At 62.7% G+C, this 26,536-nt stretch carries 30 protein-coding genes and 1 other RNA gene; 15 read left to right on the forward strand and 16 right to left on the reverse strand.

Features of this window, described 5'->3' with window-relative positions:
- Positions 1-36: 36 nt before the first annotated feature.
- On the reverse strand, positions 37-498 hold the full coding sequence (locus AC56QX_RS18960) for a hypothetical protein (RefSeq protein ID WP_497109983.1): 462 nt from the start codon (positions 496-498) through the stop codon (positions 37-39).
- A gap of 21 nt (positions 499-519) precedes the next feature.
- Here AC56QX_RS18960 and AC56QX_RS18965 point away from each other — a divergent pair, with 21 nt between their 5' ends.
- The gene (locus AC56QX_RS18965) at positions 520-1,425 is read left to right on the forward strand and encodes a LysR family transcriptional regulator (RefSeq protein ID WP_497109984.1); all 906 of its coding nucleotides are present in this window, start codon (positions 520-522) and stop codon (positions 1,423-1,425) included.
- A 91-nt stretch (positions 1,426-1,516) separates the two neighbouring features.
- On the forward strand, positions 1,517-2,404 hold the full coding sequence (locus tag AC56QX_RS18970; RefSeq protein ID WP_497109985.1) for a dienelactone hydrolase family protein: 888 nt from the start codon (positions 1,517-1,519) through the stop codon (positions 2,402-2,404).
- A gap of 4 nt (positions 2,405-2,408) precedes the next feature.
- Here AC56QX_RS18970 and AC56QX_RS18975 read toward each other — a convergent pair whose 3' ends face one another.
- The 3 genes from AC56QX_RS18975 to AC56QX_RS18985 form a co-directional block, all read right to left on the reverse strand.
- Positions 2,409-2,858, reverse strand: a complete 450-nt coding sequence (locus AC56QX_RS18975) for a response regulator (RefSeq protein ID WP_497109986.1) — start codon at positions 2,856-2,858, stop codon at positions 2,409-2,411.
- Complete coding sequence (locus tag AC56QX_RS18980) at positions 2,855-4,003, reverse strand: sensor histidine kinase (RefSeq protein WP_497109987.1); 1,149 nt, start codon at positions 4,001-4,003, stop codon at positions 2,855-2,857. The genes AC56QX_RS18975 and AC56QX_RS18980 overlap by 4 nt, the downstream gene beginning before the upstream one ends.
- Before the next feature lie 144 nt (positions 4,004-4,147).
- Entirely contained in the window at positions 4,148-5,071 is a 924-nt protein-coding gene (locus AC56QX_RS18985; RefSeq protein WP_497109988.1) for an EamA family transporter, read from the reverse strand.
- An 88-nt stretch (positions 5,072-5,159) separates the two neighbouring features.
- Between AC56QX_RS18985 and AC56QX_RS18990 the strand changes: the two genes are divergently transcribed.
- The gene (locus AC56QX_RS18990; protein WP_497109989.1) at positions 5,160-5,639 is read left to right on the forward strand and encodes an Lrp/AsnC family transcriptional regulator; all 480 of its coding nucleotides are present in this window, start codon (positions 5,160-5,162) and stop codon (positions 5,637-5,639) included.
- Positions 5,640-5,683: 44 nt separating this feature from the next.
- On the opposite strand, the gene AC56QX_RS18995 is transcribed toward AC56QX_RS18990, so the two are convergent.
- Together AC56QX_RS18995 and AC56QX_RS19000 are read right to left on the reverse strand one after the other, a co-directional pair.
- The gene (locus tag AC56QX_RS18995) at positions 5,684-5,881 is read right to left on the reverse strand and encodes a hypothetical protein (protein ID WP_013894716.1); all 198 of its coding nucleotides are present in this window, start codon (positions 5,879-5,881) and stop codon (positions 5,684-5,686) included.
- A gap of 222 nt (positions 5,882-6,103) precedes the next feature.
- Positions 6,104-6,583, reverse strand: a complete 480-nt coding sequence (locus tag AC56QX_RS19000) for a thioesterase family protein (protein ID WP_497109991.1) — start codon at positions 6,581-6,583, stop codon at positions 6,104-6,106.
- 161 nt (positions 6,584-6,744) lie between these two features.
- Between AC56QX_RS19000 and AC56QX_RS19005 the strand changes: the two genes are divergently transcribed.
- Together AC56QX_RS19005 and AC56QX_RS19010 are read left to right on the forward strand one after the other, a co-directional pair.
- Positions 6,745-8,163: an FAD-binding oxidoreductase gene (locus tag AC56QX_RS19005; RefSeq protein ID WP_497109992.1), complete on the forward strand. Its 1,419-nt coding sequence runs from the start codon at positions 6,745-6,747 to the stop codon at positions 8,161-8,163.
- Positions 8,164-8,718 carry a hypothetical protein gene (locus tag AC56QX_RS19010; protein ID WP_497109993.1) on the forward strand — a complete coding sequence of 185 codons (555 nt, stop codon included), beginning with the start codon at positions 8,164-8,166 and terminating at the stop codon, positions 8,716-8,718.
- A 40-nt stretch (positions 8,719-8,758) separates the two neighbouring features.
- Here the strand turns inward: AC56QX_RS19010 and AC56QX_RS19015 are convergent, their stop codons facing one another.
- On the reverse strand, positions 8,759-9,721 hold the full coding sequence (locus AC56QX_RS19015; RefSeq protein ID WP_497109994.1) for a Dyp-type peroxidase: 963 nt from the start codon (positions 9,719-9,721) through the stop codon (positions 8,759-8,761).
- 132 nt (positions 9,722-9,853) lie between these two features.
- Between AC56QX_RS19015 and AC56QX_RS19020 the strand changes: the two genes are divergently transcribed.
- Entirely contained in the window at positions 9,854-13,834 is a 3,981-nt protein-coding gene (locus tag AC56QX_RS19020; RefSeq protein WP_497109995.1) for an AsmA family protein, read from the forward strand.
- A gap of 41 nt (positions 13,835-13,875) precedes the next feature.
- Here the strand turns inward: AC56QX_RS19020 and AC56QX_RS19025 are convergent, their stop codons facing one another.
- From AC56QX_RS19025 to AC56QX_RS19050, 6 genes are all read right to left on the reverse strand, one after another.
- Entirely contained in the window at positions 13,876-14,763 is an 888-nt protein-coding gene (locus tag AC56QX_RS19025) for a sigma-70 family RNA polymerase sigma factor (RefSeq protein WP_497109996.1), read from the reverse strand.
- 33 nt (positions 14,764-14,796) lie between these two features.
- Positions 14,797-15,102 (reverse strand): hypothetical protein, encoded by a 306-nt coding sequence (locus tag AC56QX_RS19030; protein WP_497109997.1) that lies wholly within the window; start codon positions 15,100-15,102, stop codon positions 14,797-14,799.
- Between the two features lie 124 nt (positions 15,103-15,226).
- Positions 15,227-15,451, reverse strand: coding sequence for a ribbon-helix-helix domain-containing protein (locus tag AC56QX_RS19035; protein WP_497109998.1), 225 nt, complete (start codon positions 15,449-15,451; stop codon positions 15,227-15,229).
- 38 nt (positions 15,452-15,489) lie between these two features.
- Positions 15,490-15,684: a DUF4169 family protein gene (locus AC56QX_RS19040; protein ID WP_497109999.1), complete on the reverse strand. Its 195-nt coding sequence runs from the start codon at positions 15,682-15,684 to the stop codon at positions 15,490-15,492.
- Between the two features lie 17 nt (positions 15,685-15,701).
- Positions 15,702-16,238: an SspB family protein gene (locus tag AC56QX_RS19045; protein ID WP_095202208.1), complete on the reverse strand. Its 537-nt coding sequence runs from the start codon at positions 16,236-16,238 to the stop codon at positions 15,702-15,704.
- A 146-nt stretch (positions 16,239-16,384) separates the two neighbouring features.
- Positions 16,385-17,074, reverse strand: a complete 690-nt coding sequence (locus AC56QX_RS19050; protein WP_497110001.1) for a TetR/AcrR family transcriptional regulator — start codon at positions 17,072-17,074, stop codon at positions 16,385-16,387.
- A gap of 187 nt (positions 17,075-17,261) precedes the next feature.
- On the opposite strand from AC56QX_RS19050, the gene AC56QX_RS19055 reads away from it, so the two are divergent.
- Positions 17,262-18,467, forward strand: a complete 1,206-nt coding sequence (locus AC56QX_RS19055; protein ID WP_497110002.1) for a multidrug effflux MFS transporter — start codon at positions 17,262-17,264, stop codon at positions 18,465-18,467.
- Between the two features lie 166 nt (positions 18,468-18,633).
- Here the strand turns inward: AC56QX_RS19055 and ssrA are convergent.
- Positions 18,634-18,993, reverse strand: a transfer-messenger RNA (tmRNA) gene (ssrA, locus tag AC56QX_RS19060).
- 168 nt (positions 18,994-19,161) lie between these two features.
- Here ssrA and AC56QX_RS19065 point away from each other — a divergent pair.
- Complete coding sequence (locus AC56QX_RS19065; RefSeq protein WP_497110003.1) at positions 19,162-19,473, forward strand: DUF2853 family protein; 312 nt, start codon at positions 19,162-19,164, stop codon at positions 19,471-19,473.
- Positions 19,474-19,647: 174 nt separating this feature from the next.
- Positions 19,648-20,442: a thymidylate synthase gene (locus AC56QX_RS19070; protein ID WP_497117805.1), complete on the forward strand. Its 795-nt coding sequence runs from the start codon at positions 19,648-19,650 to the stop codon at positions 20,440-20,442.
- A 10-nt stretch (positions 20,443-20,452) separates the two neighbouring features.
- On the opposite strand, the gene AC56QX_RS19075 is transcribed toward AC56QX_RS19070, so the two are convergent.
- Positions 20,453-20,659 carry a TOBE domain-containing protein gene (locus tag AC56QX_RS19075; protein ID WP_477439602.1) on the reverse strand — a complete coding sequence of 69 codons (207 nt, stop codon included), beginning with the start codon at positions 20,657-20,659 and terminating at the stop codon, positions 20,453-20,455.
- 171 nt (positions 20,660-20,830) lie between these two features.
- On the opposite strand from AC56QX_RS19075, the gene modA reads away from it, so the two are divergent.
- The 4 genes from modA to AC56QX_RS19095 all read left to right on the forward strand — a co-directional run bounded on the left by modA (position 20,831) and on the right by AC56QX_RS19095 (position 23,894).
- Positions 20,831-21,625, forward strand: a complete 795-nt coding sequence (modA, locus tag AC56QX_RS19080; RefSeq protein WP_497110004.1) for a molybdate ABC transporter substrate-binding protein — start codon at positions 20,831-20,833, stop codon at positions 21,623-21,625.
- A gap of 20 nt (positions 21,626-21,645) precedes the next feature.
- On the forward strand, positions 21,646-22,350 hold the full coding sequence (gene modB / locus AC56QX_RS19085; RefSeq protein ID WP_497110005.1) for a molybdate ABC transporter permease subunit: 705 nt from the start codon (positions 21,646-21,648) through the stop codon (positions 22,348-22,350).
- Positions 22,347-23,459 carry a molybdenum ABC transporter ATP-binding protein gene (gene modC / locus AC56QX_RS19090; RefSeq protein WP_497110007.1) on the forward strand — a complete coding sequence of 371 codons (1,113 nt, stop codon included), beginning with the start codon at positions 22,347-22,349 and terminating at the stop codon, positions 23,457-23,459. Before modB ends, modC begins: the two co-directional genes overlap by 4 nt.
- A gap of 93 nt (positions 23,460-23,552) precedes the next feature.
- The gene (locus AC56QX_RS19095; protein ID WP_497110008.1) at positions 23,553-23,894 is read left to right on the forward strand and encodes a winged helix-turn-helix domain-containing protein; all 342 of its coding nucleotides are present in this window, start codon (positions 23,553-23,555) and stop codon (positions 23,892-23,894) included.
- Between the two features lie 162 nt (positions 23,895-24,056).
- On the opposite strand, the gene cobF is transcribed toward AC56QX_RS19095, so the two are convergent.
- Complete coding sequence (gene cobF, locus AC56QX_RS19100) at positions 24,057-24,833, reverse strand: precorrin-6A synthase (deacetylating) (protein ID WP_497110009.1); 777 nt, start codon at positions 24,831-24,833, stop codon at positions 24,057-24,059.
- 147 nt (positions 24,834-24,980) lie between these two features.
- Between cobF and AC56QX_RS19105 the strand changes: the two genes are divergently transcribed.
- Entirely contained in the window at positions 24,981-25,997 is a 1,017-nt protein-coding gene (locus AC56QX_RS19105) for a DUF4424 domain-containing protein (protein WP_497110010.1), read from the forward strand.
- The gene (locus AC56QX_RS19110; protein WP_497110011.1) at positions 25,997-26,515 is read left to right on the forward strand and encodes a dihydrofolate reductase; all 519 of its coding nucleotides are present in this window, start codon (positions 25,997-25,999) and stop codon (positions 26,513-26,515) included. Before AC56QX_RS19105 ends, AC56QX_RS19110 begins: the two co-directional genes overlap by 1 nt.
- Positions 26,516-26,536: the final 21 nt, after the last annotated feature.

Below are 26,536 nucleotides of genomic sequence, written 5' to 3' on the forward strand. Positions count from 1 at the left end.
GAGTTAGAGCAGCCGCCCGGCTGTTGACGGTGTGATCTACGACACGATGAACTGGTGGTCGGAAAGAATGCGGCCTTGATCGTCCAGGACGAAGAACTCATGGCCGACAGCAAGCACCGTATCGGAGTCCCGCGGCAGCATTTCCCAGGTCAGCAAGACACCGTTCTGCACGACCTGAACGCCCGGCCTTGCGCGAAACCGGTTGCGCCCCTGGACGACATTTTTCTCGTGTGAAGCGGTCACGCGCGCCTCGATTTCGGCATGACCATGATAGGCGGCCGACGTCAGATAGTTCGCGCCTTCCGGAGCCCACAGCTCGGAGATCGTTTGGCGCCGAACGGCGGCGTCGGTTTCATGCCACATGGCGACATAGCGGCTCACCATTTGCTCGATGAACTTCATCGGTCGTCTCCTTTTCGAACGCTGTCGATGGAGGCAAGCTATCGGAATCAATTGGCTGGAAAAATTGGTGAAATCGGTATAGGTAATAAACATCATCTATATAATCTAGAGAGCAGCATGGCCCGTACCGACGTTTTCACCGGCCTGTCCGAGTTCCTCGCGGTTGCCGCGAATGCAAGCTTCCGGGCCGCGGCGGCCGAACTTGGCGTGACGCCCGCGGCGGTCAGCCAGGCGGTCCGTACGCTCGAGGTTCGCGCCGGCATGCCGCTGTTCCAGCGCACGACACGGCGCGTGGCGCTGACGGAAGCGGGGAGGGATTTTCTGGCGCGGTTGAAGCCGGCCTCCGACGAGATCGGCGACGCCTTCGACGCGCTGTCGGTTCTCAGCCAGCGCCCGATGGGAAACCTCAAGCTCTCGGTGCCGCGCATTGCGCTGGACCTGGTGCTCTATCGGCTGCTGCCCGGCTTTCGCCACGCCTTTCCCGACATTACCATCGACATCGACGTCGACGATGCCTCGGTCGACCTGATGGCGGGCGGCTATGATGCCGGCATCCGCATTGGCGAATTCATCGAGCAAGACATGATCGCCGTCAGGATCACACCGGACTTTGCCTGGTCGGTGCTTGGCGCGCCGTCCTATTTCGCCACGCGTGGACGGCCGCAAGCACCCGAAGACCTGATGCGCCACGAATGTATCCGCTACCGGTTTCCGACCGCGCGAACAATCTACCGCTGGCAGTTCGCGCGCGACGGCCGTGAATTCTCGCTCGATGCGCCCGGCGGCATTGTGGTCAACGATCACATCAGCATGATCGAACTGGCCACAAGAGGCGTCGGCCTCTGTTACTCCGCCGATAGAGTTGCCGCCGCCGAGCTGGCATCCGGTGCGCTCGAGCCGGTGCTCCAGCCCTATTTGCCGACCAAACCCGGCCTGTTTCTGTATTTCCCGACCCGCAGCCAGGCGCAACCGAAGCTGCGCGCGTTCATCGACGCGGCGACCGGTTTCATGCGCTCGCGATGAAAATACCGGATCGACGTCTCAGTCATTCGTGACTGGACGGGGCGACTCGCGCTCCTATCTTGCGCATATCCCGAGACCGAAGGAGCGCGCCATGACCGACGTCAACACCAAGCCTGCGATCACCCAGGCGATGATCGATGCCTATGACGAATACACGCATCTGACGCTCGACCGCCGCCGCTTCATGGAACAGCTGACCAGGCTTGCCGGATCGGGTGCGGCGGCGGCGGCGATTGCGCCAATGCTGGCGGCGAATTCCGCCCAGGCGGCGATCGTCGCCGAAAACGATGCCCGCGTGAAAGGCGAGGACATCAGCTATCCCGGTAGCGGCGGCGAGATGAAGGGCTATCTGGTCAAACCGGCGAACCAGACGAGCAAACTCGGCACCGTCATCGTCATCCATGAAAACAGGGGGCTTAACCCACATATACGCGATGTCGCCAGGCGCGTGGCGCTGGAGGGGTTCGTGGCGCTTGCGCCGGATTTCCTGTCGCCGCTCGGCGGCACGCCCGCCGACGAGGACAAGGCGCGCGACATGTTCACCAAACTCGACGCGGCGCAGACAGTCGCCAACGCCGTTGCGACCGTCGCCTTCCTCAAGGCCGACAAGGACGGCAACGGCAAGGTCGGCGCCATCGGCTTCTGCTGGGGTGGCAGCACGGCCAACATGCTGGCCGTCAATGCGCCCGATCTCGCCGCCAGCGTCGCCTATTACGGCATGCAGCCGAACGCCGCCGACGCGTCGAAGATCAAGGCCGCGCTGCTGCTGCACTATGCCGGCCTCGACGATCGCACCAATGCCGGCATCGACGCCTTCAAGAGGGAGCTCGACGCCGCGCATGTCGAGTACACGGTCTATGTCTATGAAGGCGCCAACCATGCCTTCAACAATGATACGTCGGCGGCGCGTTACGACAAGAAGGCCGCCGATCTCGCCTGGGGCAGGACGATCGCGTTCCTGAAGGAGAAGCTGAAATAGTCCGTCAGGCGACTGACGGCGCCCAGACAGTTTCGAAGGCCGGCGACAAGGTGAAGCCGGCCGGCCGTGTGGAAACGGGCGGCGGGCGGCGCACGCCCTCCTGCAGGTATCGCAACGCCGACGTCAGCCCGTTCATCGTGTAGGGCTTGGCGATGACGCCGATCGCGCCGGCGAAATGATCGGGAATGCGCTTCGGATTGGCGGTCATGAACACCACCATCGAGTTCTTCTTCTGGCCGATATATTCGGCCACCTCGACACCAGTCGGGCCGTCGGTGAGGTGGATGTCGACAAAGGCGATGTCGGCATCCGTGGACTCAACCATGCCCTTTGCTTCCGACGAGGATGTCGCCCAGCCGACGACCTTATGGCCGGCCTCTTCGACAAGGCTTTCCAGTTCCATGGCCAGCAGCGCTTCGTCCTCGACGATCAGGACCTTGAGCGGTTCAATCATGACACATTCCCTTTTTGCTGCGGTTCGTTCGGCATCGAGATCACGACCTTGGTTCCGGGCCCGGCGTCGCGCCATTCGATATCGGCTTGCAATTGGCGGGCGAGCGACTTGATCAGCCGCATGCCGAAAGACGTATCGCCACTTGCATCGGCCATGCCGACACCATCGTCTGATACCTCGATGTTGAAGTGCCCGTCGGGCTGGCTCATCTTGATGCCGATGCGGCCGGCCGTGGTCCCGTCCGGTCCTTCCTTGAAAGCGTGCTTCAAAGCATTGGTGACGAGTTCATTGACCATCAGCGCGACAGGCGTCGCCTTTTCCGCTGAAATCACAATGGGTTCGAGCTCGAGTTTCGACTTGATCCCGGAGCGCCCTGACGCCGTCAGCAGATCGGTCACCAGATCCTTGGCGAAATCCGAGACGTCGAACCGGCTGACATCCTTCGACTGGTAGAGACGGCGATGTACGGTGCTCAGCGCCTCGATGCGCTCCAGCATGGTGGTCAGCGAATGCCTGGTCGCTTCATCCTTTATAGTCCGGCGCTGCATGATGATCAGGGACGAGATCATCTGCAGATTGTTTTTCACCCGATGATCGACCTCGTGCAGCAAGGTGGTCTGCGCCTCCAGCGCTGCTTCCAGTTCCGCGGTGCGCTCCTTCACCGCCTTCTCGAAGCGGTCCTTGTCGGCGGTGATGCGATGCTCCGAGCGCTTGCGGTCGGAGACATCGAGTTGCGAGGCGAAAAAGAACTGCACCTCGCCTTTATCGTTGGAGACAGGGCTGATGTAGAGCGCGTTCCAGAAGGTCGAACCGTCCTTGCGATAGTTCAGAATGTCGACGCTGACATCGGCTTTGTCCTCGATCGCAGCGCGTATCTCCGCAATGGCGGCCTTGTCGGTCTTCGGCCCCTGCAAAATGCGGCAGTTCTTGCCCATGACCTCGTCGCGCTCATAGCCGGACAGCCGCAGAAAGGCGTCATTGGCAAAGACGATCGGGTTGTCGGCCTGCCTGGGGTCGGTGATGATCATCGACATGCGGGTGGCGCGGATGGCCGCCGCGAACGGGTCGCCCTTGCCATGCTCGGCATGAAGGTCGTCCGTCATGTGCCAGGCGTCGGCAGGCTCCCTGGTCCGTTTCCAGTCCATTGTGTCACTCCAAGCCGTTTTCGTGGGGGTCAACGGCTCAAGTGAGGAATTGGTTCAATCCTGGACGTGTTGTCGCAGTCTGGCGGAATCGGGAACCGACTCGGTTCTTCTGCAACCAGTTGATAATAAAGGTTTTCCTGGCATCTAACTTTTCGGCGTCGGCTTGTGGAAGGCAACGCCGACGACCACCAGCGCGATCCCCTGGCAATCACTGAGGCTTGGAATCTGGCGCAGCACGATGACGCCGATCAGCGTTGCGGTGACCGGCAGCAGTGACAGCATCAGCGCGAAACTGGAGCGCGGCAGCCGCGACATGGCAAGCTGGTCGCAGACATACGGAATGACCGACGAGCAGATGCCGACGCCGATGGCGGCGGCGAGCAGTGGCGGTGAGAAAAAGGCGGGCAGCGCATCAGTGAAGCCGATCGGCAGCACGACGATGAAGGCGACCGCCATGGCGGCACCGAGGCCGGCGATGCCGTCGCCGGCGCCGGCACGGGCGACGCGGTGGCCGAGCACGATGTAGCCGACAAAGAGCGCGCCATTGAGGAAGGCCCAGAATAGCCCGACGGGATCGCTGGACCATTTCACGTCGATCAGCAGCAAGGTGCCGGCGACAGCCACGGCAAGGGCAGCGAGGTTGCGCGGGCTCCGGAGCCCGATCACCGCGACGCCGATGGTGCCGACGAACTCGATTGCCGCCACCAGCGAGATCGGCAAGCGGTCGAGCGCGAGATAGAAGGAACAGTTCATCACCGCCAGGCAGGCGCCCAAAGCGACGAGGAGGAGCCGGGTCGAGCGATCAGCGCGGGCAAAGGTTTGCCACGGACGGGTCAGCGGCGCGAAGATCAGCGCGGCGGTGGCGATGCGCAGCCACGCCATGCCGAGCACGCCGACATGCGGGAACAGCAGCACGGCGAAAGCCGGCCCGAGATAGTGGAAGATGGCGCTGACGCCGAACCAGACATGCGGCGGCAATTTTGTTGCCAGCTTGCCCAGGCCAGGGCCGGCGGAGGCGGGGACAACAAGGACAGGGCCTGCTCCGGGAAGTTGCGTTTGATCGTCCATCGGATCAGTATCGCAGGCAGTTTCTGCTGGATATATGGATGATGATCGGCTGTTTTTATCATCTCTATCCTAAAGCAAGGAGTTTTCAGTGAAGCGCCTTCGAACTGAAAATATCGATCTCGACGCGGCCGACATGAAGATCCTGCGCCTACTGGAAAAGGACGCACGCACCAGCACGGCGGAGCTGGCGCGCTCGGTCGGTCTGTCGGCGCCAAGCGTCGCCGAGCGCATCAAGCGGCTGCAGGAGAACGGCGTCATCGAAGCCTACTCTGTCAGGATCAATCCCGCCGCACTTGGCCTGAAGCTGTCGGCGTGGCTGCGCATTCGGCCAGTGCCGGGGCAACTGGCCGTCGTGGCCGAGATCATCCGCGAGCTGCCGGAAATCGCGCAATGCGACAGGGTGACCGGCGAGGATTGCTTCATCGCGCTGGTGCATGTCGGGTCGGTGACCGAGCTCGAACGGGTGATTGACCGGATTATTCCTTATGCGATGACCAACACGGCCATCATCCAGTCGTCACCCGTGGTCGCACGCTCGCCGCTGGCGGCGGTAAAGCGATTGCCGTGAAACGGCGCGGTTTGGTTGGTCTACCCGATTTCCCCAAGCCAGCGTCAGGCGTGGCCGCGCTTCAGGCGGGCGCGCTTCAAAATGCTGCGCCAGCGGATCATGTCGAACGGGATCGGCTCGTTGTTGTTGGCGATGTGAAAGATCTCGTTGTCGACGTTCTTGAGAGAACGCCAGAAATCATAATCAGTGATGCGCGGATCAGCGGCCAGCCTGTCCACCTCGACCTTGATGTCGGTTTTCATGCACGTTCCTCGAACCGGCTTCGCCCTGCCGCCCGTATAACAACCCTGTGCGGACCTTTTCTGCCGCTCCGCTGAGTCGTTCAACGGCTCAATTGGCTTGTTCCCGTTAAAACCTCGGTAAGGTTAACGTGGGTGCCAGGCCGCTTCAAGAACGGGTGCCAGCCGATTTGAGGGTTCTGCGATTTTGGATGGCCGGTGTGGCTTTGAGGTTCGGTCGCCGCTCTATTTGCGTTTGATGCCGATCGAGCGACCGGCACGCTCCGGCATCGGCAGCACCGAATGCGCCGCGCGCATGGTCTCGATTTTGGCCAGCACATCGGCGGGGAAGGGCGCGACCTTCGGCCCCGACATGTCGACATGCAGTGACAGCGTCTCGGAGGTGGCGGCGAGCCAGCCGTCGACATGGCGGATTTCCTGATAGGCCCTGAGCCGCTTCGCGTCATGGTCGATGAGCTGGAAGGAGACCGTGACCTTATGGTCAAGATGCAGTTCCTGCACGTAGCAGACATGGACCTCGGCGGTGTAGATGGTGAGGCGCCGTCCCTTCACATAGTCCAGCCCCATGCCCATCGCCTCGAAGGCCTCGTCCGAGCAGCGGTCGAACAGCACGTTGTAATAGGCCATGTTGAGATGGCCGTTGTAATCGATCCAGTCCTTCTCGATGTCCATGGGCTTGGAGACGAAGGGGGCGGGGATGGACATCGAAACTTCCTTGTTCTGGCGCTGGACAGAGCGTGGTGGGTAAGGCTTTTTGGTCTGACGCAATTCCTGTGGGAAAACCGCTTCACACTTTTCCCGGAAATGCTTTAGGCATCCATAGCCCCATAACAAGCGTGGGCGCTGGTCCATTCGCGGAGGAAACCATGGCTCTGAGCGACCTCAATCCGGTCGAACGCAACGAGGAAGGCATCGCCGCGGTGCTCGGCATCCTCAAGCAACAGCTCGGCGAACGCTTCCAGACCGGCCAGGCCATCCGCGCGCAGCACGCGCATACCACCACCTACATTCCGACGCAGGCGCCTGATGGCGTGGCTTTCCCGGAAACGACTGAAGAGGTGCAGGAGATCGTGCGCGCCTGTGCGGCGCATCGCGTGCCGGTGATCGCCTTTGGCGTCGGCTCGTCGCTGGAAGGGCACACCAACGCACCGGGCGGCGGCATCTCGGTCGACACCTCGCGCATGAACCGTATCCTTGCGGTCAATCCGCAGGATCTCGACTGCACGGTCGAGCCAGGCGTGACCCGCGAGGATCTGAACCGGCATCTGCGCGACACCGGCCTGTTCTTTCCGATCGATCCCGGCGCCAATGCCTCGCTCGGCGGCATGGCGGCGACGCGGGCCTCCGGCACCAACGCCGTCCGCTACGGCACGATGCGCGAGAATGTGCTGTCGCTGACCGCCGTCATGGCCGATGGCGAGACGGTAACGACCGGCAAGCGGGCGAAGAAGAGCTCGGCCGGCTATGATTTGACGCGGCTGCTGGTCGGCTCGGAAGGCACGCTCGGCATCATCACCGCGCTGACGCTGAAGCTGCAAGGCATTCCACAGGCGATCTCCGGCGGCGTCTGTCCGTTCCCGAGTGTCGAGGCGGCCTGCAACGCCGTCATCGCGACGATCCAGATGGGCATTCCCGTGGCGCGCATCGAACTGGTCAACGCGCTGCAGATGCGGGCGATGAAGACTTATTCCAAACTCGACTATCCCGAAAGCCCGTGCCTGTTCGTCGAGTTCCACGGCAGCGACGCGGGCGTGGCCGAGCAGGCCGAGACTTTTGGCATGATCGCCGAGGAAAATGGCGGCGGGCCGTTCCTGTGGACCAGCGTCGCCGAGGAGCGCACCAAACTGTGGAAGGCCAGGCACGACGCCTATTGGTCGTCGCTGACACTGCGGCCCGGCGCCAAGGGCCTGTCGACCGATGTCTGCGTGCCGATCTCGCGCTTTGCCGAATGCGTCATGGAAACAGAGGCCGATATCGCCGAAATGGGACTGATCGCGCCGATCGTCGGCCATGCCGGCGACGGCAATTTCCACGTGCTGGTGCTGATGGATGTCAATGATCCCAAGGAGATCGCGCTGTCTGAGAAGTTCGTCGCGCGGCTCAACATGCGGGCGATCGCCATGGACGGCACCTGCACCGGCGAGCACGGCATCGGCCAGGGCAAGGTCGGCTTCCTGCGCAGCGAACTCGGCCACGGCGTCGATATCATGCGCACCATCAAGCAGGCGCTCGACCCGCAAAACATCATGAACCCGGGCAAGATATTGCCGGGCGAGGGCCATTAGATGTCGGCTGCCGAGACTCTGGTACCGATCGAGGTGCCGCCGTCGTCCGCTGGCGCGCCACTGCCTCATCTGTTTGCGGATGAAGGCAGGTTGCTTGTCGCCTACGTCGCCAATGCTCCTGACCCGTCCTTCGATGGCACGAATCCGCGCTCGATTTCGCCGGAAACAGGCAACCAGTCCATCGCCATCCTGACGGCAGACCCTTATCTGGCATTTCAATTCGGCCCGCCGAATGACGAAGCCATCAGCGGCCACCGTCTTTATGCACTGGGCTTGCGGCCTTACGGCGCATTCGAAGTCCGCAACTCGTCGTGGATCGCGTCTTTTGAAAAGGCAAATCGAGTTCACTCGTCCCATACGCCTGAACTGTTTTCAGACTATCGGCATTTCATCCTGACGTTCCACGATTCAACGTTGGAGTTCATTGCCGAGAGTTTCTCGACAAGCCTTCACAAGGGAGCGGTTTTGACCGTGCTGATGGAGGCTGTCGGACACAGTCTCCCAACGCAGCAAGTCAAACCGCACCGCTTTCTCGACAAACTTTGGCGACGTTAATCACTTTCAGCCTGCCGCCTTACCGCCCGGCGGGAGGCTGCTACGCGCCCTCGACGAGGGCCTGCAGCATGGGACGCGTCGGCGCGAAGAATGTCGTGCCGGTCTGCGGCGTCGAGACATCGAGCAGCCGGTCGTAGGCGCCCGGCGGGTCGCCGACATACATGCGCTGCAGCATCTTTTCGGTGACCCAGAGATACCTGGAATAGCCGATGAAGTAGGTGCCGAACTCATTCTGCCCGGGCCTGCCGAACGGCATGTTGTCGCGCAAAATGTCGTATTCGTTGCCGTCGGCATCCTCGATGGTGGCCAGCGACTTGTGCGATTTGCGCGGCGCGTCGTCATCGTCGATTTCGATGTTGTCGATCTTGGTGCGGCCGATGATCGCCTCCTGCTCGGGCGTCGGAATGCGCGCCCAGGCCTGCATATCGTGCAGATATTTCTGGACGACGACGTAGCTGCCGCCGGCAAAGTCGGCATCCTCGTCGCCGACGAGCGCTGAAGCCGGCAGGTCGAGGCCGGTCGGATTGGCGGTGCCGTCGACAAAACCGAGCAGGTCACGGGCATCGAAATAGCGAAAGCCCGTCACTTCGTCGACGACGGTTACACCGGGACCGAGCCGGTCGAGCAGGATACGTTCGAACTCGAAGCACATATCGGGCCGTTCTGCCCGGATGTGGAAGAGAAGGTCGCCCGGTGTCGATGGCGCCGAATGGACCGCTCCCTTGATCGGCGCGAAGGGTTTCAGCTCCAGCGGCCGCCGGCCGGGGCTGAGACGGTCCCAGAGATCGCGGCCGATGCCGGCGATGCAAGACAGGCGGCCGCCAAGGTCGCGGAACCCGACATTCTTGACCAGATCGTCAAGTTCGCCGAGCACGGAGCAGACCTTGGCCAGGGCCGCCTGTTCCGCGGCGACCGTGACGACGAGGAAAATCGCCGATTGTGAAAGCGGCGCATCGACGCTCTGCGCGTCGATCGGCACGCGATCCCAGTTCTTGCCCGACATTCGAGAATCTCCGCTTTTGCCGGATTTGTTTCAGATCGCCGGGGATGAGGCAATACTGGATGAATTGCCTCTTTATCGACACGCGGATGCGGGTAGAGTGCGGCAGAATTTCAATCAACCTGTTCGGAGCTGATGCTCGCACGCCTGTTCGTGATCTTTGGTGGCCTGTTTGTGCTGGTGCTGTGCGCGGCGCTGGTGGTGCCGTATTTTGTCGACTGGACCGGCTACCGCGCCGAATTCGAGCGCGAGGCGAGCGCCATCCTTGGTCGCAAGGTGACGGTGCAGGGCGATGCCACGGCAAGGCTGTTGCCGTTTCCTTCCGTGACCTTTTCCAACGTTGCCGTCGCCGGTGGCCCCAACGGCCAGCCGGCCATGACCGTCGAGACGTTTTCGATGGATGCGGAACTCGCGCCCTTCCTGCGCGGTGAAGTGCTGATCTTCGACATGCGGCTGGTGCGGCCGAAGGCGACGATCGACATTGCCAATGACGGAACCGTCGACTGGGCGATGCGGCCATCCTCGCCCTTCGACCTCAACCAGATCTCGATCGAGAAGCTGACGGTGACGGAAGGGCAGATCGAACTGCGCCATGCCGCCGGCGGACGCAGCCATATCTTTTCCGAGATCAACTCGACCATTTCGGCCAAGTCGCTGGCCGGCCCCTGGCGCATGGACGGCACGTTGCGACTGGACGGTTTGCGCACCACGGTCGCGGCGTCGACCGGCAAGGCCGAAGGCAACGGCCAGATGCGGCTTCGGCTGAAGGCCGATCCCGATGCCTATCCGCTGGTCATCGAGACCGACGGCAATGCCGGCATCGTCAACGGTGCCGCCATCTATTCCGGCCAGTTCAAGATTTCCGGCGCCGACAAGAACAGCGCCGAGCTGCGCGGCACCGACGGCGAGACGGTGAAGGTCAGCGCCGGCAAACCCGATCCGGGCTTCCGCCTGAACGGCAAGTTCTCGCTCGACCACCAGAAGCTTGGCGTCGACGAATTCCGTTTCGAGACCGGACCGCTGGACAATCCCTACACCGCCGACGGCAAGGCCTCTGTCGATCTCGGGCTGAAGCCGAACTTCGCCATCGAAGCCAATGGCGCGCAGGTGCAGTTGGACGAGGCGGTGGGGGCGGCGGCCGGCGCCGGCCTGACACTGGATCAGCGTATTGCGGGGCTGGAGCAGGCGTTGCTCGATCTGCCGAAGCCGACCATTCCCGGCACCGTCGAGGTCAAGCTGCCGGCGGTGGTGGCCGGCGATACCACGGTGCGTGACGTGCATCTCTCGGCCGAGCCGGTCGACGGTGGCTGGTCGGTGAAATCGCTCGCCGCGACGCTGCCGGGCCGCACCACGCTGGAAGCAAGCGGCATGCTGGTGCTCAACGTGCAGAGCCATTTCGGCTTTACCGGCTCGTTGCTGTTGGCCGTGGCGCAGCCTTCGGGTTTCGCAGCGTGGCTGTCGAAGGATGTCGACGAGGCGATCCGCCGTCTGCCCGCCGCCGGCTTCAAAGCCAAGGTCGACCTTTCGGAAAACCACCAGGCCTTCAGTGATCTCGAATTGATCCTGGGCAAGGCGAAGTTTTCCGGCCGTATCGATTCCAGCCAGCCTGACGATGCAAAGCCCTCGGTGCTGATGCGGCTCGAGGGCGGCGAACTCGATGTCGACGGGCTGGCGGCCTTCGCCTCGATCTTCGTCAGCGACAAGGGCGCCAACCGTTTTGCCAACAGCGACCTCGATTTCCAGATCAAGGCCGGGCCTGTCAGCGCCGGCGGGCTCACCGCCGATACTATCGACACGGCGCTCAGGTTGCGCGACGGCTTGCTCGAAGTCGACCGGCTCTCGGTTGGCGGGCTGGCCGGCGCCTCGATCAGCGCCACGGGGCGGATCAAGGATTTTCCAGCGAGCCCCACCGGCAAGCTCGATGCATCAATTGTCGCCGTCGACCTGAAGCCGCTGATCGACGTTGCCGCACAGCATTATCCAGACAATGGCGTGCTGAAAGGGCTGGCGAGCCGAGCAGCGGCCTATCCAGACCTGTTCCAGGACGCACGCGTCGACCTTGTGGCGAGCGCCGCCGACAATGGCGACGGCACGACGGGCCTAGCGGTGAGCGGACAGGGCAAGGCTGGCGGCTCGGCCTTTTCCGCCTCGCTTTCGGGGAAGGGAGCGCCGGACAAGCTTCTCGACGCGCCGGTGACACTGACCTTCAACGCCAAAAACCCCGATGCCACGGCGCTGCTTGCGCTTTACGGCCTGCCGGCGCTGCCGCTCGGCATGCTGGGCGAGGCAACGACCGATATTTCGGCCAAGGGCACATTTGGCGGTGGCCTGACGACAAGTTTCAGCCTTGCCGGCAATGACTTCAAGGCCGGCTTCGAAGGCACGATCGCCGACACGCCGCAAGGCCCTACCGCCAAGGGCAAGATCAACCTCGATGCCGCCGATATCGAACCCTGGCTGATGACATCAGGCATCGGCCTGCCGGGCATGGGGGCCGGCATGTCGACCTCGTTGTCGGCACAGGGCGACTATGGCAACGGCCTGCTGGTGCTGGACAATGTCAGCGGTGCCATCAACGAGGCGGCCGTGTCCGGCGACGTCAACATCGACGCCAAGGACGGCGTGCCGCATCTGGCGGGCGCGCTGGCGCTCGACGAGCTCGACCTCGATCCAATGGCCGTGGCGCTGTTTGGCGATTCCGCTTTCCTTGCCGATAAGAGTGGGGCCGACAAGGGCGCGAGCGACAAGGGCGGCGCGTGGCCGGCAGCACCGTTCAGCCAGAAATCCAGCCTGCCGTTCACCGCTGACCTCGACCTGACGACGGCGGCACTGGCTGCCGGGCCGCTCGCCACCGCCTATGATGCGTCCTTTGCATTGAAACTCGACCAGGAGGGTATCCGCGTTTCGGATCTCAAGGCAAAGTTTCTTGGTGGTGCGCTGACCGGCATGTTCGAGTTGAAGAACAATGACGGCACCGGGCTTTTCACCGGCCAGATGAAACTGGCGGGTGCCGATCTGGCAAACGTGTTGCCGGACGCCGGCATTGGCGGCATCAGCGATTTCTCGACGACGCTGTCGACCAGCGGCAAGTCGGTCGATGCGATGATCGCTGCACTATCGGGTTCCGGCACGGCGGCGCTCAGGGGTTTGCAGGTCGCCGGCGTCAACCCCGATGCGTTCAGCACTTTGCTGGCGAAGGCGGATGCGATCGGCCGCGACATCGACGCGGCCAAGACCGCGGGCTTCGCACCTGCCATCGCCGCCGATGGCAGCTTTGCCGCCGGGAATGCCGACATCGCTTTCACGATTGCCGGCGGCACGCTCAGGGCGCCGCCGATCAGCCTCGAAAACCCGGCGGCGACCTTGTCCGCCGACATCACCGCCGATCTCAACACCAGCACGGTTTCCGCCAAGGGCGCGATCACGTACAAGCCCGGCGACGAGGCTTTGGTCGGCTCTGATCCGATCATGAATTTCACTGCCGAAGGGCCGTTTGGTGCCGTCAAGCGTCAGTTCGACAGCGAGCCTTTGGCGCAGTTCCTGACCCAGCGTGCGCTGGAAAAGGAACAGCAGCGCGTCGAGGCGATGCAGGCGGCGCTGCTGGAGAAGCAGCGGCTGCGGCGCGAGGTGCGCTATTACGCAGCGCTGCAGGATGCACGCGACAAGGCTGCCGAGGAACTGCGTCAACAGGAGGAGGCGGCGCGGCTGAAGGCGGAGGCGGACGCCAAGGCGAAAGCGGAGGCTGACGCCCAGGCAAAGGCCGAAGCCGACGCAAAAGCTCAGGCCGACGCGGACGCCAAAGCCAAGGCGGATGCTGAGGCCAAAGCCAAGGCTGATGCCGATGCGAAGGCCAAGGCTGATGCTGATGCAAAGGCGGCGGCCGAGCAGCAGGCCGCCGACGAGGCAGCCAAGGCGCAGGCCGATGAAGAACAGCGGCAGAAGGCCGAGGAGGCGAAGCGTATCGCTTCGCAGGAAAAAGCGCGACTAGAGGCTGAACGCAAGGCCGCCGAGCCGAAGGTCGAGCGTGCGCCGCAGCCGGAGGCCAACGACAATCCGCCCGCTAAACCGAAGGCCAATCCGTTCACGATCGACAATCTGATGAAGTCGTTGCAGTAGCGGTAGGGCAGTAGGGCGAGGCCTTTCCGCCCCGGTTCGTTTCAAAGAACAAACAGCTCGGCGCCGTCGGCGACGTAGCGGGCGTGGCGAAAATCGCGGATGGCGGCAAGTTTGCCGTCCTGCCAGGCCAGCAGGATGAAATAGGTCGGCCGCGTCGTCGGATCGTTGGGATCGCGGACGAGAATAGCGGGCCGGTTTTCGACGAAGCCGGGCACGAGATGCCAATCCTGTACGCGGGAATAGTTGCCGAAATAGGTGGCCACTTGCTTGCGGCCGTTGAGCCGTGTCCTGGCCACCAGTTCCAGCCGGACTTCTTGCGCCAGCATGTCACGCACTGCGTCGAAATCACGGGCATTGAAGCGATCTATGTAGGTATTGAGCAACAGACGCTCGGCGGTGCTCAGTCTGGGCAGAGGGCGGTCGTCGGGTTCGTCGGCAATCTGGCGCAGGCGCTCGCGGCCACGATGCAGTGCAGCCTTGACCGCGGGGATGCTGGTGTCGAGCGTGGCGCTGATCTCCCGCAGGGAGTAGCCTAGAACATCCATCATGATGACGCTGCTTCGCTGCGCGACGGGAAGACGCATGAAGCTGTGCAACCCGGCAGAAGCGGCTTGACGATCGATGGTGGGATTCACCGGGTCGACGATCATGTCCGGATCCTCATCGCCAGAGGTCTTTTCGCGGGCGCGGCGGCGCAGAAAGTCGAGCGCCGTATTGTGCGCGATCCGAAACAGCCAGCCTTCCGGATTGGCGATCGGGCCAGCGTTGTGCAAGGCCTCGACCGCCTTGGCCAGCGCCTCCTGCAGCACATCCTCGCCGTCGATGACCGAGCCCGCCATGCGGGCGCAGTAGCGGTGCAGCTTGGGGCGCAATTCCCCAAACAGGCGCTCGAAGAGCCCATGCTGCTCACCACGAATGGGAATGGTCATAGGGCTCCCGTTCCGTGCCGTTGCCTGCCACGATTACTCATCCAGCATCCGGTAGCTGCCCACCACCGTTATCTCGTCGCGTTGCGGAGGTTCGCTGCAGCGCTCCCTGAAACCGTCCTGAAATGCCTGGAATGCCGCCAGCCCGGTGATGATGTCGGCATGCGCATCGGTCTCCGTCTCGACCAGATGGACGAATGTCCCGTCGCTGGCGCGCAATGCCATATAGCGAACGCCGTCCGGCGATTTGTCGCGCAGTTCCTGGAAAACGGCCTTTATCAATCGCTCGTTCTCATCGGTCCGTTCCGGCTTCATCTTGTAGCGTATCAGGTGACGTTTCATCTCTGCTCTTCCTCTTGATTGCCCTTGCGCCTTTCGAAGCGTTCACTCCCTGGACGTTTCGGAAAGGCCAAAGGATCTGAGCCGGCAGAAATAAGTCGGACGAGCCGGTCTGGAGCGGCGGGGATCAAACGCCCGTTCCGCGCTTCGCCCATTCCAGGACATGCAGCCTCAGCGCCGAGGACAGGTTGGTGTCGCGCGGCCGCGTCTCGTCGACTTCGGCCACGAGTGCGGCGAGCGTCAGCTTTCTGGCCGCTGCGATGGCGACGAGGTCGTCAAAGAAGGGCTTTTCGAGGGAATAGCTGGTGCGATGGCCGCGAATGGTCACCGAGCGCTTCTCGACGGCGCTCACGGCCGGACACTCACTGCCGGACACTCACTGCCGGACACTCACTGCTGGTCCTTGCCGGACGGGTCGAGGCGATGGCCGGCGACAAATGTCTCGGCTTTGTCGGCGATCAGCCGCTCGCGATGCTTGTCCGCCTTGGAACGGCCGTGCAGGGCCCGGTTCTGTTCCGCGACGCGCAGCTTCTCGTCCCGCGCCTTCTGCTTGCGCGCCTGGCGGAGGTTGACGATGTCGGCCATGGCGTGGACCGCCCAGCCTATTTCTTGCGGAAGGCGTCGAGCGAAACCACTTCGGCGCCCTTGGTGCCGGCCTCGGCTGCGGCGGGCTTTTTCTCCGCTTCGGCGGCGGCCTTCTTCTCGGCCTTCGGCTTCTTCTCGGAGACGATGGTCAGCGGCTCGGGCGCCGGCTGGGCCGGTTCCTCCTCGGGCTGAGCGTCGGTCTTGACGTCGAACTCGAGTTCGAAATTGACCGAGGGATCGTAGAAGCCGCGCACGGCCGAGAACGGGATTTCCAGTTTCTCCGGCACGTCGGAGAAGGACAGGCCGACCTCGAAGCCGGTGTCGGTCACCTTCAGGTCCCAATACTGGAACTGGATGACGATGGTCATCTGCTCGGGATAGCGCTCGCGCAGGCGCGACGACACCCGCACACCGGGGGCGCCGGTCAGGAAGGTGATGAAGAAATGATGGTTGCCGGGGAGGCCGGTGCGTGCGACCTCGGCCAGGACCTTGCGCATGACGCCGCGCAACGCCTCCTGGGCCAGAATGTCGTAGCGGATGTGGTCGTCGGCCATGTGGTGGTCGGGTTCCGTTGAATCGTCCGCATAGCTGTAATCAAGCTTGAGCGCGGCGTAAACCTGATATAGCCCACCGCCGCGTCGAAGCGAGGACTATTGCCAACGATTTGATCGGCAAGGCGGCTTGCCGGCAAGCGCAAATGTTATGCGTTAGCCAGCGCAGTGTGTTTTTTGGCGCTGCCCGGGGCAGGGCGCTTGCCGAAAGCACGCAGGAAGGTGCGCACGCCATTCGTCGCCGACTGCACCACCTCGTCCTCGCGCGGCGAGCCGCCGAGCATGAAGGTGGTCTGCAGTTCGGCATTGACCAGGCCGAGGAACTGGCGCGCCGCGACGTCGGGGTCGTCGATGGTGAGGTAGCCGCCATAGGCGAGGCGGGCGAAGCGGGCGGCGATTGCCGGCCATGTCCTGCCCGGACCTTGTTCGCGCCATTCGGCAAACAATTCGGGATAGCGCTCGCCTTCGGTCTGGATCAGCTTGCGCAGGAATTTTCCGTCGCGGTTGCAAATGCAGTTCTGATTCAGGCGCACGGCAAAGCCGATCAGATCCGCTTCAAGATCGCCGGGCTGGTCAGGGAAAGTCGCGATGGTGGCGAAAATGCCGGCATTGCAGCGCTCGGTGAGGTCGCGCACCACGGCCATGAAGAGCTTTTCCTTGTCGCCATGGTGGTTGTAGACGGTCTGGCGCGAGACGCCTGCCTCCGCGGCGATCAGATCGATATTGGCGCCGGCAAAGCCTTCGCGGCAGAACACGCCGGCAGCGGCGTCGACGATCGACAGGCGCTTGGCCTCGTGGCCACGTGGCGGGAAAATGTCAGGAGAAACGCTCGCTCTCATGAAAATCTATATAGAGGCGATTGACGATTTGGACAAGAGTGTCTAAATTTGTGGACATACGATAAAGAGATTTCGCACGGGGGACGAGTAGAATTCGCTCCTGAGTGTCGGTGTCTCATGGGATGGAACGTCCTAGGGTTAGACGTCGCCTGGCGGCGGCAACCAGATTTCGAAAGAAGCCAATATCATGAGTCCCAAATTCCTCCGCATCGCGGTCGTGCTCGGCCTGTTGTCCGCCATCGGCCCGTTCGCCATCGACATGTACCTTCCCGCTCTGCCGTCGATCGGCGCGGATCTGCACGCCGGCACCGCTGCCGTGCAGATGAGCCTGTTGATCTTCTTCCTGTCGATGGGTTTTGGCCAGATCGTCGTCGGGCCGATCTCCGACATGGTCGGCCGCAAGCTGCCGCTCTATGGCGGCCTTGCACTGTTCATGGTCGGCGGCATCGGTTCGGCAATGGCGCCTACCATCGAGTGGCTGATCGCCTTCCGCTTCCTGCAGGGTCTTGGTGCCAGTGCCGGCATGGCTGTGCCGCGCGCCATCGTGCGCGACCTGCACACCGGCAATGAGGCGGCCAAGCTGATGTCGCTCTTGATGCTGGTGTTTTCGGTGTCGCCGATCCTGGCGCCGCTGACCGGCAGCCAGATCATCGAGAATTTCGGCTGGCGAGCCGTGTTCTGGACGGTGACCGGTGCGGCAGCCCTTGCCACCATCCTGCTCGCAACCTCGCTCAAGGAGACGCGGCCGGCGGAAGAGCGTGTCGGTTCCTCCTTCGGCACCGCACTTGCCGGTTACCGCTTGCTGATGGGGGACCGCAATTTCCTCGGCCTGGTGGCGATCGCCGGCTTCGGCATTGCGAGCTTCTTCGTCTATCTGTCGAGCTCGTCCTTCATCCTGATCGACCATTACGGGCTGTCGCCTTCGGTCTACAGTGTGTTCTTCTCGATCAATGCGGTGGCCTTCATCGGCATGTCGCAGCTGACCGGGCTGCTGGCCGAGCGTTTTGGGCTGCGCCGCGTGGTGCGCGTCGCGGTGACCGGATATGCCTCGACGATGGTGGTGCTGCTCGCGATCATGGCGACAGGCGTCGACCGGCTCGACGTGATGGCGGCGTTGCTGTTCGTCGGCTACGGCTTCCTCGGCCTGGTCATTCCGACCACCTCGGTGCTGGCCATGGAAGAGCATGGCGAGATCGCCGGCACGGCGTCGGCGCTGATGGGCACGCTGCACTTCGCCATCGGCGCGCTCGCCATGGGCGTCGCCGGCGTGTTCTTCGACGGCACGCCACTGCCGATGGTCGCCGGCATCACGCTCTGCGCGGTGATTTCCTTCACGCTGGCCAAGGTCACGCTCGGCCGCTCGCGCGAAGCGGTCGAGGCACCGGCCGAGTAGGCACCACGAAACACACAGAAGTAGGCCGGGTTCGTCCCGGCCTTTGTCATCTCAATCCGGCCTCGGCCAGCACCAAGCGCAGCCGCGCCTCGATGGGAGACCATGCGTAGTCTGGCCAGCGGCAAAAGCCTGCCGTTGCGTATGATGCAGATTGAAGGAGGGGAGAAGTGGAGGTTTCTGTTGCCAGGTACCTCCGAACCCCGCCTAGAAGTGCGAACCCCTAGGACTTGATTTGAAGCTATCGCACTGCATTAAGCAGCGAGACGTGCTTCCGCATAGTTGTCGTTTGCAACTACAGGTTTAGCCCGATGACGGTGGTACCATGCCGGGCAAAAGTACGATCTTTACACCTTCGTCGATCCTATTTCGCCCCCAGCAAAAACCGCTCTGTCGTCAAAGCGGCTTTTGGTGGAGGCGCCGGGTACCGCCCCCGGGTCCGAACGGCTTATTACATCGCCCATTTATCGCCATAGTCGGTCGAGCCGACGAAACGAATATAGGGGGCCGGCGTGAGAAATGAAAGGCCGCAATGGTGCTTTGTCCCTGTGTCAAATTGCGACGCCGAGGGTTGACTTGGGCGCGGTCTCAACTCAAGCTTTGCCAGCGGTGAGGAGTTACCGACCTAGCGCACAGATTGCAAAGCGCGCCACAGCCCTCATCGATCGGATCCGTGGCGCCGACGAGGGGAATTTTGATGGCCGACTATCTTGCAGACGTGAAGAAATACGACGCGGGCGCCAGCGCCGACGTGGTCGAAAAGATCGTCAAGCATCTGGGCATTGCGCTCAGAAACCGCGATTCCTCGCTGGTGTCCTGCACCGACCCGAAGGAGCTTGAGCGCGTCAAGGAGAGCTGGGTGGCCAAGAAGCTCGGCGTCAGCGACGGGGCGAAAGCCGATGCGGCGATCGAGAAGACCTGCAAGGCGATGCACGCGGACAACACCAAGGGCCGCGTGACCTTCTATTACCTGGTGGCCAAGGATCTGGGCAAACTCGGTTCCCTCTGAGACCCCTCATAGTTTCTACTCTGGCGGCCGATTAGCGCGGTTTTATGCGCTTTCGGCCCGCCAGAGCGAGTTCTGAGGCCCGCTCCCTATCCGTGTGGGGAAGACTTCAGACAGGCGTGGCGTCAGCGCGTACATGCGCTATGATTGGTGAAACCTCGAATCGAGCCGGAACCGATGCGCCAGTATCTCGACCTCTTGCAGCATGTGCTGGACAACGGTGCCGATCGCGGCGACCGCACCGGTACCGGCACGCGCTCCGTCTTCGGCTACCAGATGCGTTTCGACTTGGCGCGCGGCTTTCCCGTGACCACCACCAAGAAGCTGCATCTGAAGTCGATCATCCATGAACTCCTGTGGTTCCTGGCCGGCGACACCAACATCAAGTACCTGACCGACCATGGCGTCACGATCTGGGACGAGTGGGCCGACGAGAATGGCGACCTCGGCCCGGTCTATGGCAAGCAATGGCGCTCCTGGCCGGATGGCCATGGCGGTTCGATCGACCAGATCGCGAATCTTCTCAAGGAGATACGCCGCAATCCTCAATCGCGGCGGCTGATCGTTTCGGCCTGGAATCCGGCCGAGGTGGAAGCCATGGCGCTGCCGCCCTGCCACTGCCTGTTCCAGTTCTACGTGTCGGAAGGCCGGCTGTCCTGCCAGCTCTACCAGCGTTCGGCCGACATCTTCCTTGGTGTGCCGTTCAACATCGCGTCCTACGCGCTGCTGACGCTGATGGTGGCGCAGGTGACTGGGCTGAAGCCGGGCGATTTCGTCCACACGCTGGGCGACGCGCATCTCTACTCCAACCATTTCGAACAGGCGCGCGAGCAGTTGCGGCGCACGCCAAGGGCGCTGCCGACGATGTGGATCAACCCGGAGGTGAAGGATCTGTTTTCTTTCCGCTTCGACGATTTCCGGCTGGAAAACTACGTCGCCGATGCCTCGATCAAGGCGCCGATCGCGGTCTGAGCAGCAAGCTTCAGTCGATGCCGACCATCACATCCGAAGCCTTGACCACGGCATAGGCTTGCTTGCCCTTTTCAAGCTTGAGATCAGCGACGGCCTCGTTGGTGATCGAGGCGGTGACGACGGCGCCGCCAATGTCGATCCTGACATGCGAGGTGGTGGCTCCCTTGACGATTTCGACGATGGTGCCTTTCAGGATATTGCGGGCGCTGATCTTCATTGGACGTATCCTTTTATCTTTCGCTGTAGCCAGCCTGGTTCATCGTAGGCCGCGATGACATCCAGACACAATGCCGGCGTCGGCAAAAAGTCTTCCCTTGTTATGTTCATGCGGATATATCGGTTGGCAGGCTTCGAGCCGGTCGGATTTCAAACCCAGGGAGAGTTTTCGATGATGCGCAAAGGTTTCGGGTTGAGGGCGATCGCCATTGGCGGTTTTGCGGCGACGTTGATGGCGGTAGCGCCGGCCGCACATGCGGACGACAAGGTCGTGGTGTTTGCAGCGGCCAGCCTAAAGGACGCGCTCGATGCGGTGAACAAGGCCTGCGAGGCCGATGTCGGCGAGGCCGCGACCGTTTCCTATGCCGCGAGTTCTGCGCTGGCCAAGCAGATCGAGGGCGGGGCGCCGGCCGACGTCTTCATCTCGGCCGACCTCGACTGGATGAAATATCTCTCCGACAAGAAGCTGACCAAGCCCGACACTGAGGTGAAGCTGCTCGGCAACGAGATCGTCCTGGTAGCGCCGAAGGATTCGACGGTCGAAACCAAGATCGAAAAGGGTTTCGACCTCGCCAAGCTGGTCGGTGACGGCAAGCTCGCCATGGGTGACTTCAAGGCGGTGCCGGCCGGCAAGTACGGCAAGGCGGCCCTGGAATCGCTCGGCGTCTGGTCCTCGGTCGAGGGCAAGGTGGCGCAGGCCGAGAATGTCCGCGCGGCGCTCAAGCTGGTTTCAACAGGGGAGGCCGCTCTCGGCATCGTCTATGCCACCGACGCGCATGCCGAAAGGGGCGTCAAGGTGGTCGGCACCTTCCCGGAGGATTCGCATCCGCCGATCATCTATCCGGTTGCCCGGACCGCCGATTCGAAGGACAAGGATACGCTGGCTTTCCTAAAATGCCTGCAGTCCGCCAAGGCCGGCGCGCTCTTCAAGGAACAGGGTTTCACCGTGCTCACGCCGAGCAACTGAAAAGGGCCTGATAGCGCACTATGAACTGGCTGCTGGACCTCACTCCCGACGAATGGAATGCGGTCCGGCTGTCCATCAAGGTGGCGACCGTGGCGATGCTCGCCAGCCTTCCGCCCGGCATATTGATCGCGCTGCTGCTGGCCCGTGGACAATTCTGGGGCAAGACGCTGCTTAACGGCGTGGTTCACCTGCCGCTGATCCTGCCGCCTGTGGTGACCGGTTATTTGCTGCTGCTGACCTTCGGCAAGCGCGGCCCGGCCGGCGCCTTCCTGGCCGAGCATTTCGGCATTGTCTTCTCGTTTCGCTGGACCGGTGCGGCACTTGCCTGCGGCGTCATGGGTTTTCCCCTGATGGTGCGGGCGATCCGGCTGTCGATCGAGGCGGTCGATCGCAAAATGGAGGCGGCGGCGGGAACGCTCGGCGCCAATCCTTTGTGGGTGTTCGCCACCATCACGCTGCCGCTGATCCTGCCCGGGCTGATCGCCGGCGCCATCCTGGCCTTCGCCAAGGCGATGGGCGAATTTGGTGCGACGATCACCTTCGTCTCCAACATCCCCAACGAGACGCAGACGTTGCCGTCGGCGATCTACACTTTTACGCAGGTGCCCGGCGGCGATGAGGGCGCGCTGCGGCTGACGTTGATCTCGATCGTCATCTCGATGGCCGCACTGGTCGCCTCGGAAGTGCTGGCGCGGCGGGTCGGCCGGCGGATGGACATCGAATGAGCGTCATCATCGACATCAGCCATCGTCTGGGCGACTTCGCCGTCGAGGCGCGCTTCGAAAGCGCCGGAAGGCTGACAGCGCTGTTCGGGCCGTCAGGCTCCGGCAAGACCTCGCTCATCAACATGATCGCCGGGCTGATCCGGCCCGACAAGGGCCGCATCGCGGTCGACGGCCGCGTGCTGGTCGACACAAGCGCCGGCATTTTCGTGCCCAAGCACAAACGCCGCATCGGCATGGTGTTCCAGGATGCACGCCTGTTTCCGCATATGAGCGTGGCCAGCAATCTGCGTTACGGCCGCTGGTTCACGCCGGCGGCGGAGCGTTACGCGGAGATGGATTCGGTTGTCGACCTGCTCGGCATCGGCCCGCTGCTCGGGCGGCGGCCGGCAAGGCTGTCGGGCGGCGAAAAGCAGCGCGTGGCGATCGGCCGGGCGCTGCTGGCCAGCCCGAAACTGCTGCTCATGGACGAGCCGCTGGCCTCGCTGGACGAGGCGCGCAAGGCCGAGATCCTGCCCTATATCGAACGATTACGCGACGAGACGAAGATCCCGATCGTCTATGTCAGCCATTCGATCGCCGAGGTGGCGCGGCTGGCGAGCGACGTGGTGATGCTGGCGCAAGGCAAGGTCGTCGCCAGCGGTCCGACCGAGGCGGTGATGCAAAGGCTCGACCTGTTGCCGGCGGAAGAGCGCGGCGAGGGCGGCGCGGTGCTGGACACGAAAGTGCTGCGCCACGACGAGGTGTTCGGCATGACCGTGCTGGACTCTGCCGCCGGCGAGATCCGCGTGCCGCGCCTTGCGATGAAGACCGGGGCTCGCGTGCGTATTCGCATCCGCGCCCGTGATGTGATGATCGCGACGGACAAACCGACGGGTCTCAGCGCGCTCAACATCCTGCCCGGCACGATCGTCGCGATCAGCCCGGGCGAGGGGCCGGCGGTCGAGATTGGCATCGACTGCAATGGCGCGACCGTGCTTGCCCGCATCACCGAACAGTCGCGGCATGCGCTGAAACTGCGGCTCGGCGGCAAGGTTTTCGCGGTGGTCAAGACAGTGAGCTTCGACCGGGCGAACACCGGTGCCGGCCTGCCGCTCGAGGTTGACGGCTGATGCATTCGATAGTCGACGCTATATCTTTTTGGAATAGCGGTATCGCGCAAGAAGCTCTAACATGGAGGCGGACATGACCGCGGAGAAGCAAAAATGCCGTCTCTGAGCTTGCGGATAAATCTGGATCCAGACGGGCGGATCGGTCCGGGTAAGATCGAGCTTCTGGAGCACATCGCTACCTTCGGCTCGATCTCAGCCGCCGCGCGCGGCATGGAAATGTCCTACAAGCATGCCTGGGACCTTGTCGAGGACATGAACCGCGTGTTCGGCAAGCCGCTGGTCGCGGCGCAGACCGGCGGCCGCAAGGGCGGCGGTGCGCAATTGACGGCCATCGGCCTGGCCGTGGTCAGCCGTTTTCGTGCCATCGAGCGCGCCGCGGCCGCAGCGGCAGCGACGCATATGGATGCCTTGCAGGCGGAGATTGATGCCGGGTGAGATCGACTGGAAACTCTACCCCGACGGGCGACTAGCGCGATTTTCTGCGCTTCCGGTGCTCACGGACTTTAATGTCCGCTCCGCTCCGGTTCTCGAAATTCACGCTATTCACCTCATCGGGACGAGTTTCGAGCCGATCTCAGCGTTGGCGCCACAAAGGGACTAATTCTCTTTCGGCTCGCCAGGCTTGCGCAGCAGATACGTGTCCATGATCCAGCCCTTCTTCTGGCGGGCTTCCTCGCGGACCTTTTCGATCTCGGCACCGACATCGCCGAGGCGGCCCGAGATAAGAATCTCGTCCGGTGTGCCGAGATAGGCGCCCCAATGGATTGTGACATCCCGGTCGGCCAGTGTGTTGAAGGCGCATTTGCCGTCCAGCATGACGACCGTGCTGCCGGCATTGCTGGCCAGACCCTCTTCGGTGAGGCGGCGGCCGGTGGTGACCAGGATGGAATCGCCGATGCGGTTCAGCGCCATTTTATGGCTGGCGGCCAGCGCCTGGATGGCGGTTATGCCGGGGATGACCTCCAGCTCGAAGGCGACATTGTCTCTCAGGCGCACCCGCTCGAGGATACGCAGCGCGCTGTCGTAGAGCGAGGGGTCGCCCCAGATCAGGAAGGCGCCGCAGCCATCTTCGGCAAGCTCGTCGCGGATCAGGCTCTCGTAGATGGCGGCGATGGCTTCGTGCCAGTCGTCGACGGTCGAACGGTAGGAAGGCGCCGGCTCGGCACGCACCGGGACGTCGAATTCGACGCGGCGCGATTTCGGGTTGGTGACGAAGCGGTCGCAGATTTCACGCCGCAATTCGGCAAGGTCATTCTTCTTGGCGCCCTTGTCGGGGATGAACAGCACGTCGGCGCGGTTCAGGCCTGATATGGCCTGAACCGTCATGTGGTCGGGATTGCCGGCGCCGATGCCGATGACGAGAAGCGTGCGCATGGGGCGAACTCCTGCCCGATCGGAACCTGTTAGTCCAGACCGCTCGCGTGTCCAGACACTGTGGCACGCCAGTGCAAGCGGAAGGGCTTTGAAACGCAACATTGAAACCGCTAGGGTCATTCAGGCATTCCAGCCGAGGGGGCTTCGATGTTGCGATATGTTCTGACTGTGGCGTTGGCGCTTTCGGCCGCGCCGGCAATGGCCAATGACTCGACTGCCGAACTCGGCACCGGTGGCCTCATTCTGTCGCGTAACGATGCCGTGGCGATGCAGAGTGAGGATCTCTTCATTTCGCCCGAGAAAGTGACGGTCGACTACGTCTTCCACAACAACACCGACACGGATGTCGACGCGATCGTCGCCTTCCCGATGCCCGACATTTCAGGCGACCCCGAGGAGATGCCGGCGATCCCTGAAAACCAGAGTGACAATTTCCTCGGCTTCGAGGTGACGATCGACGGCGCGCCGGCAAAGCCGCAGCTCGAGCAGAAGGTGTTCGCGCTCGGCATCGACATCAGCGCCGACCTCAAGGCGCAGAATGTGCCGTTCAACCCGTTCGGCGACGCGGCCAAGGCGGCGCTGGCGAAGCTGCCAAAGGCGGTGGCCGACGACTGGGTCAACCGCGGCATCATCATCGAAGACACCGCCGATGACGGCAGCGGCATGAAATCCACCTACGCGCCATGGTGGCAGCTGCGCTCGACCTATTGGTGGCGCTCGACCTTTCCGGCCAACAGGGACGTCCATGTTTCGCACCGCTACAAGCCGAGCGTCGGTGGCACGTCCTCGGTCAGCTTCTTCTACGATGGCCAGTTCCAGGGGCAGTATGCGACATACAAGACCCGCTACTGCATGGACGACACGTTCGAGAACGTGGTGCGCAAGGCGGCGAAGGACAATCCGGACGGTTACCCGAAATATTACGAAAGCCGCATCGCCTATATCCTGACCACCGGCGGTAACTGGGCGGCGGGTACCATCGGCAAGTTCAAGCTGACCGTCGACAAGGGCAATGCGAAAGCCCTGGTATCGTTCTGCGGCGACAACGTCAAAAAGGTCGGACCGACGAGTTTCGAGATGACCGCGAACGATTTTTATCCCGAGCATGATATCGACATCCTGCTGCTCGAACCGTCGGACAGCAATGGCGGAGATGCGAACTGATGCATGTCGCGATCTATGTCGCCATCGCCGAGAACGGTGTGATCGGGCGAGACGGCGGATTGCCCTGGCGGCTCTCCACCGACCTCAAGCGTTTCAAGGCCGACACGATGGGCAAGCCCATGATCATGGGCCGCAAGACCTATGAAGGCATTGGCCGCCCGTTGCCGGGCAGGCTGAACATCGTCGTCACCCGCGACAAGGCCTGGCGCGCCGAGGGCGTCGAGGTGGCGCATACGCTTGAGACCGCGATTCAGCTGGCAACGGTGCGTGGGCGCTGCATGGCCGGCGTGGACGAGGTCTGCGTCATCGGTGGCGGCGAAATCTATGCGCAGGCGCTGCCGCTGGCCGACCGGCTGCACGTCACCCATGTGCTGGCCGCCGTCGACGGCGATGCGCATTTCCCGCCGATCGACCCTCAGACATGGCGCCTGGTCAGTTCGCAGGAGGTGCCGGCCGGCGAAAAGGATAGCCACGCAACGCGCTATTCGGTTTACGAGCGTCGGCGCGAGATACATTGAAAGACAAAAAAGGTATTGAAA

It is taken from the genome of Mesorhizobium sp. RCAM 06353, assembly GCF_059683585.1.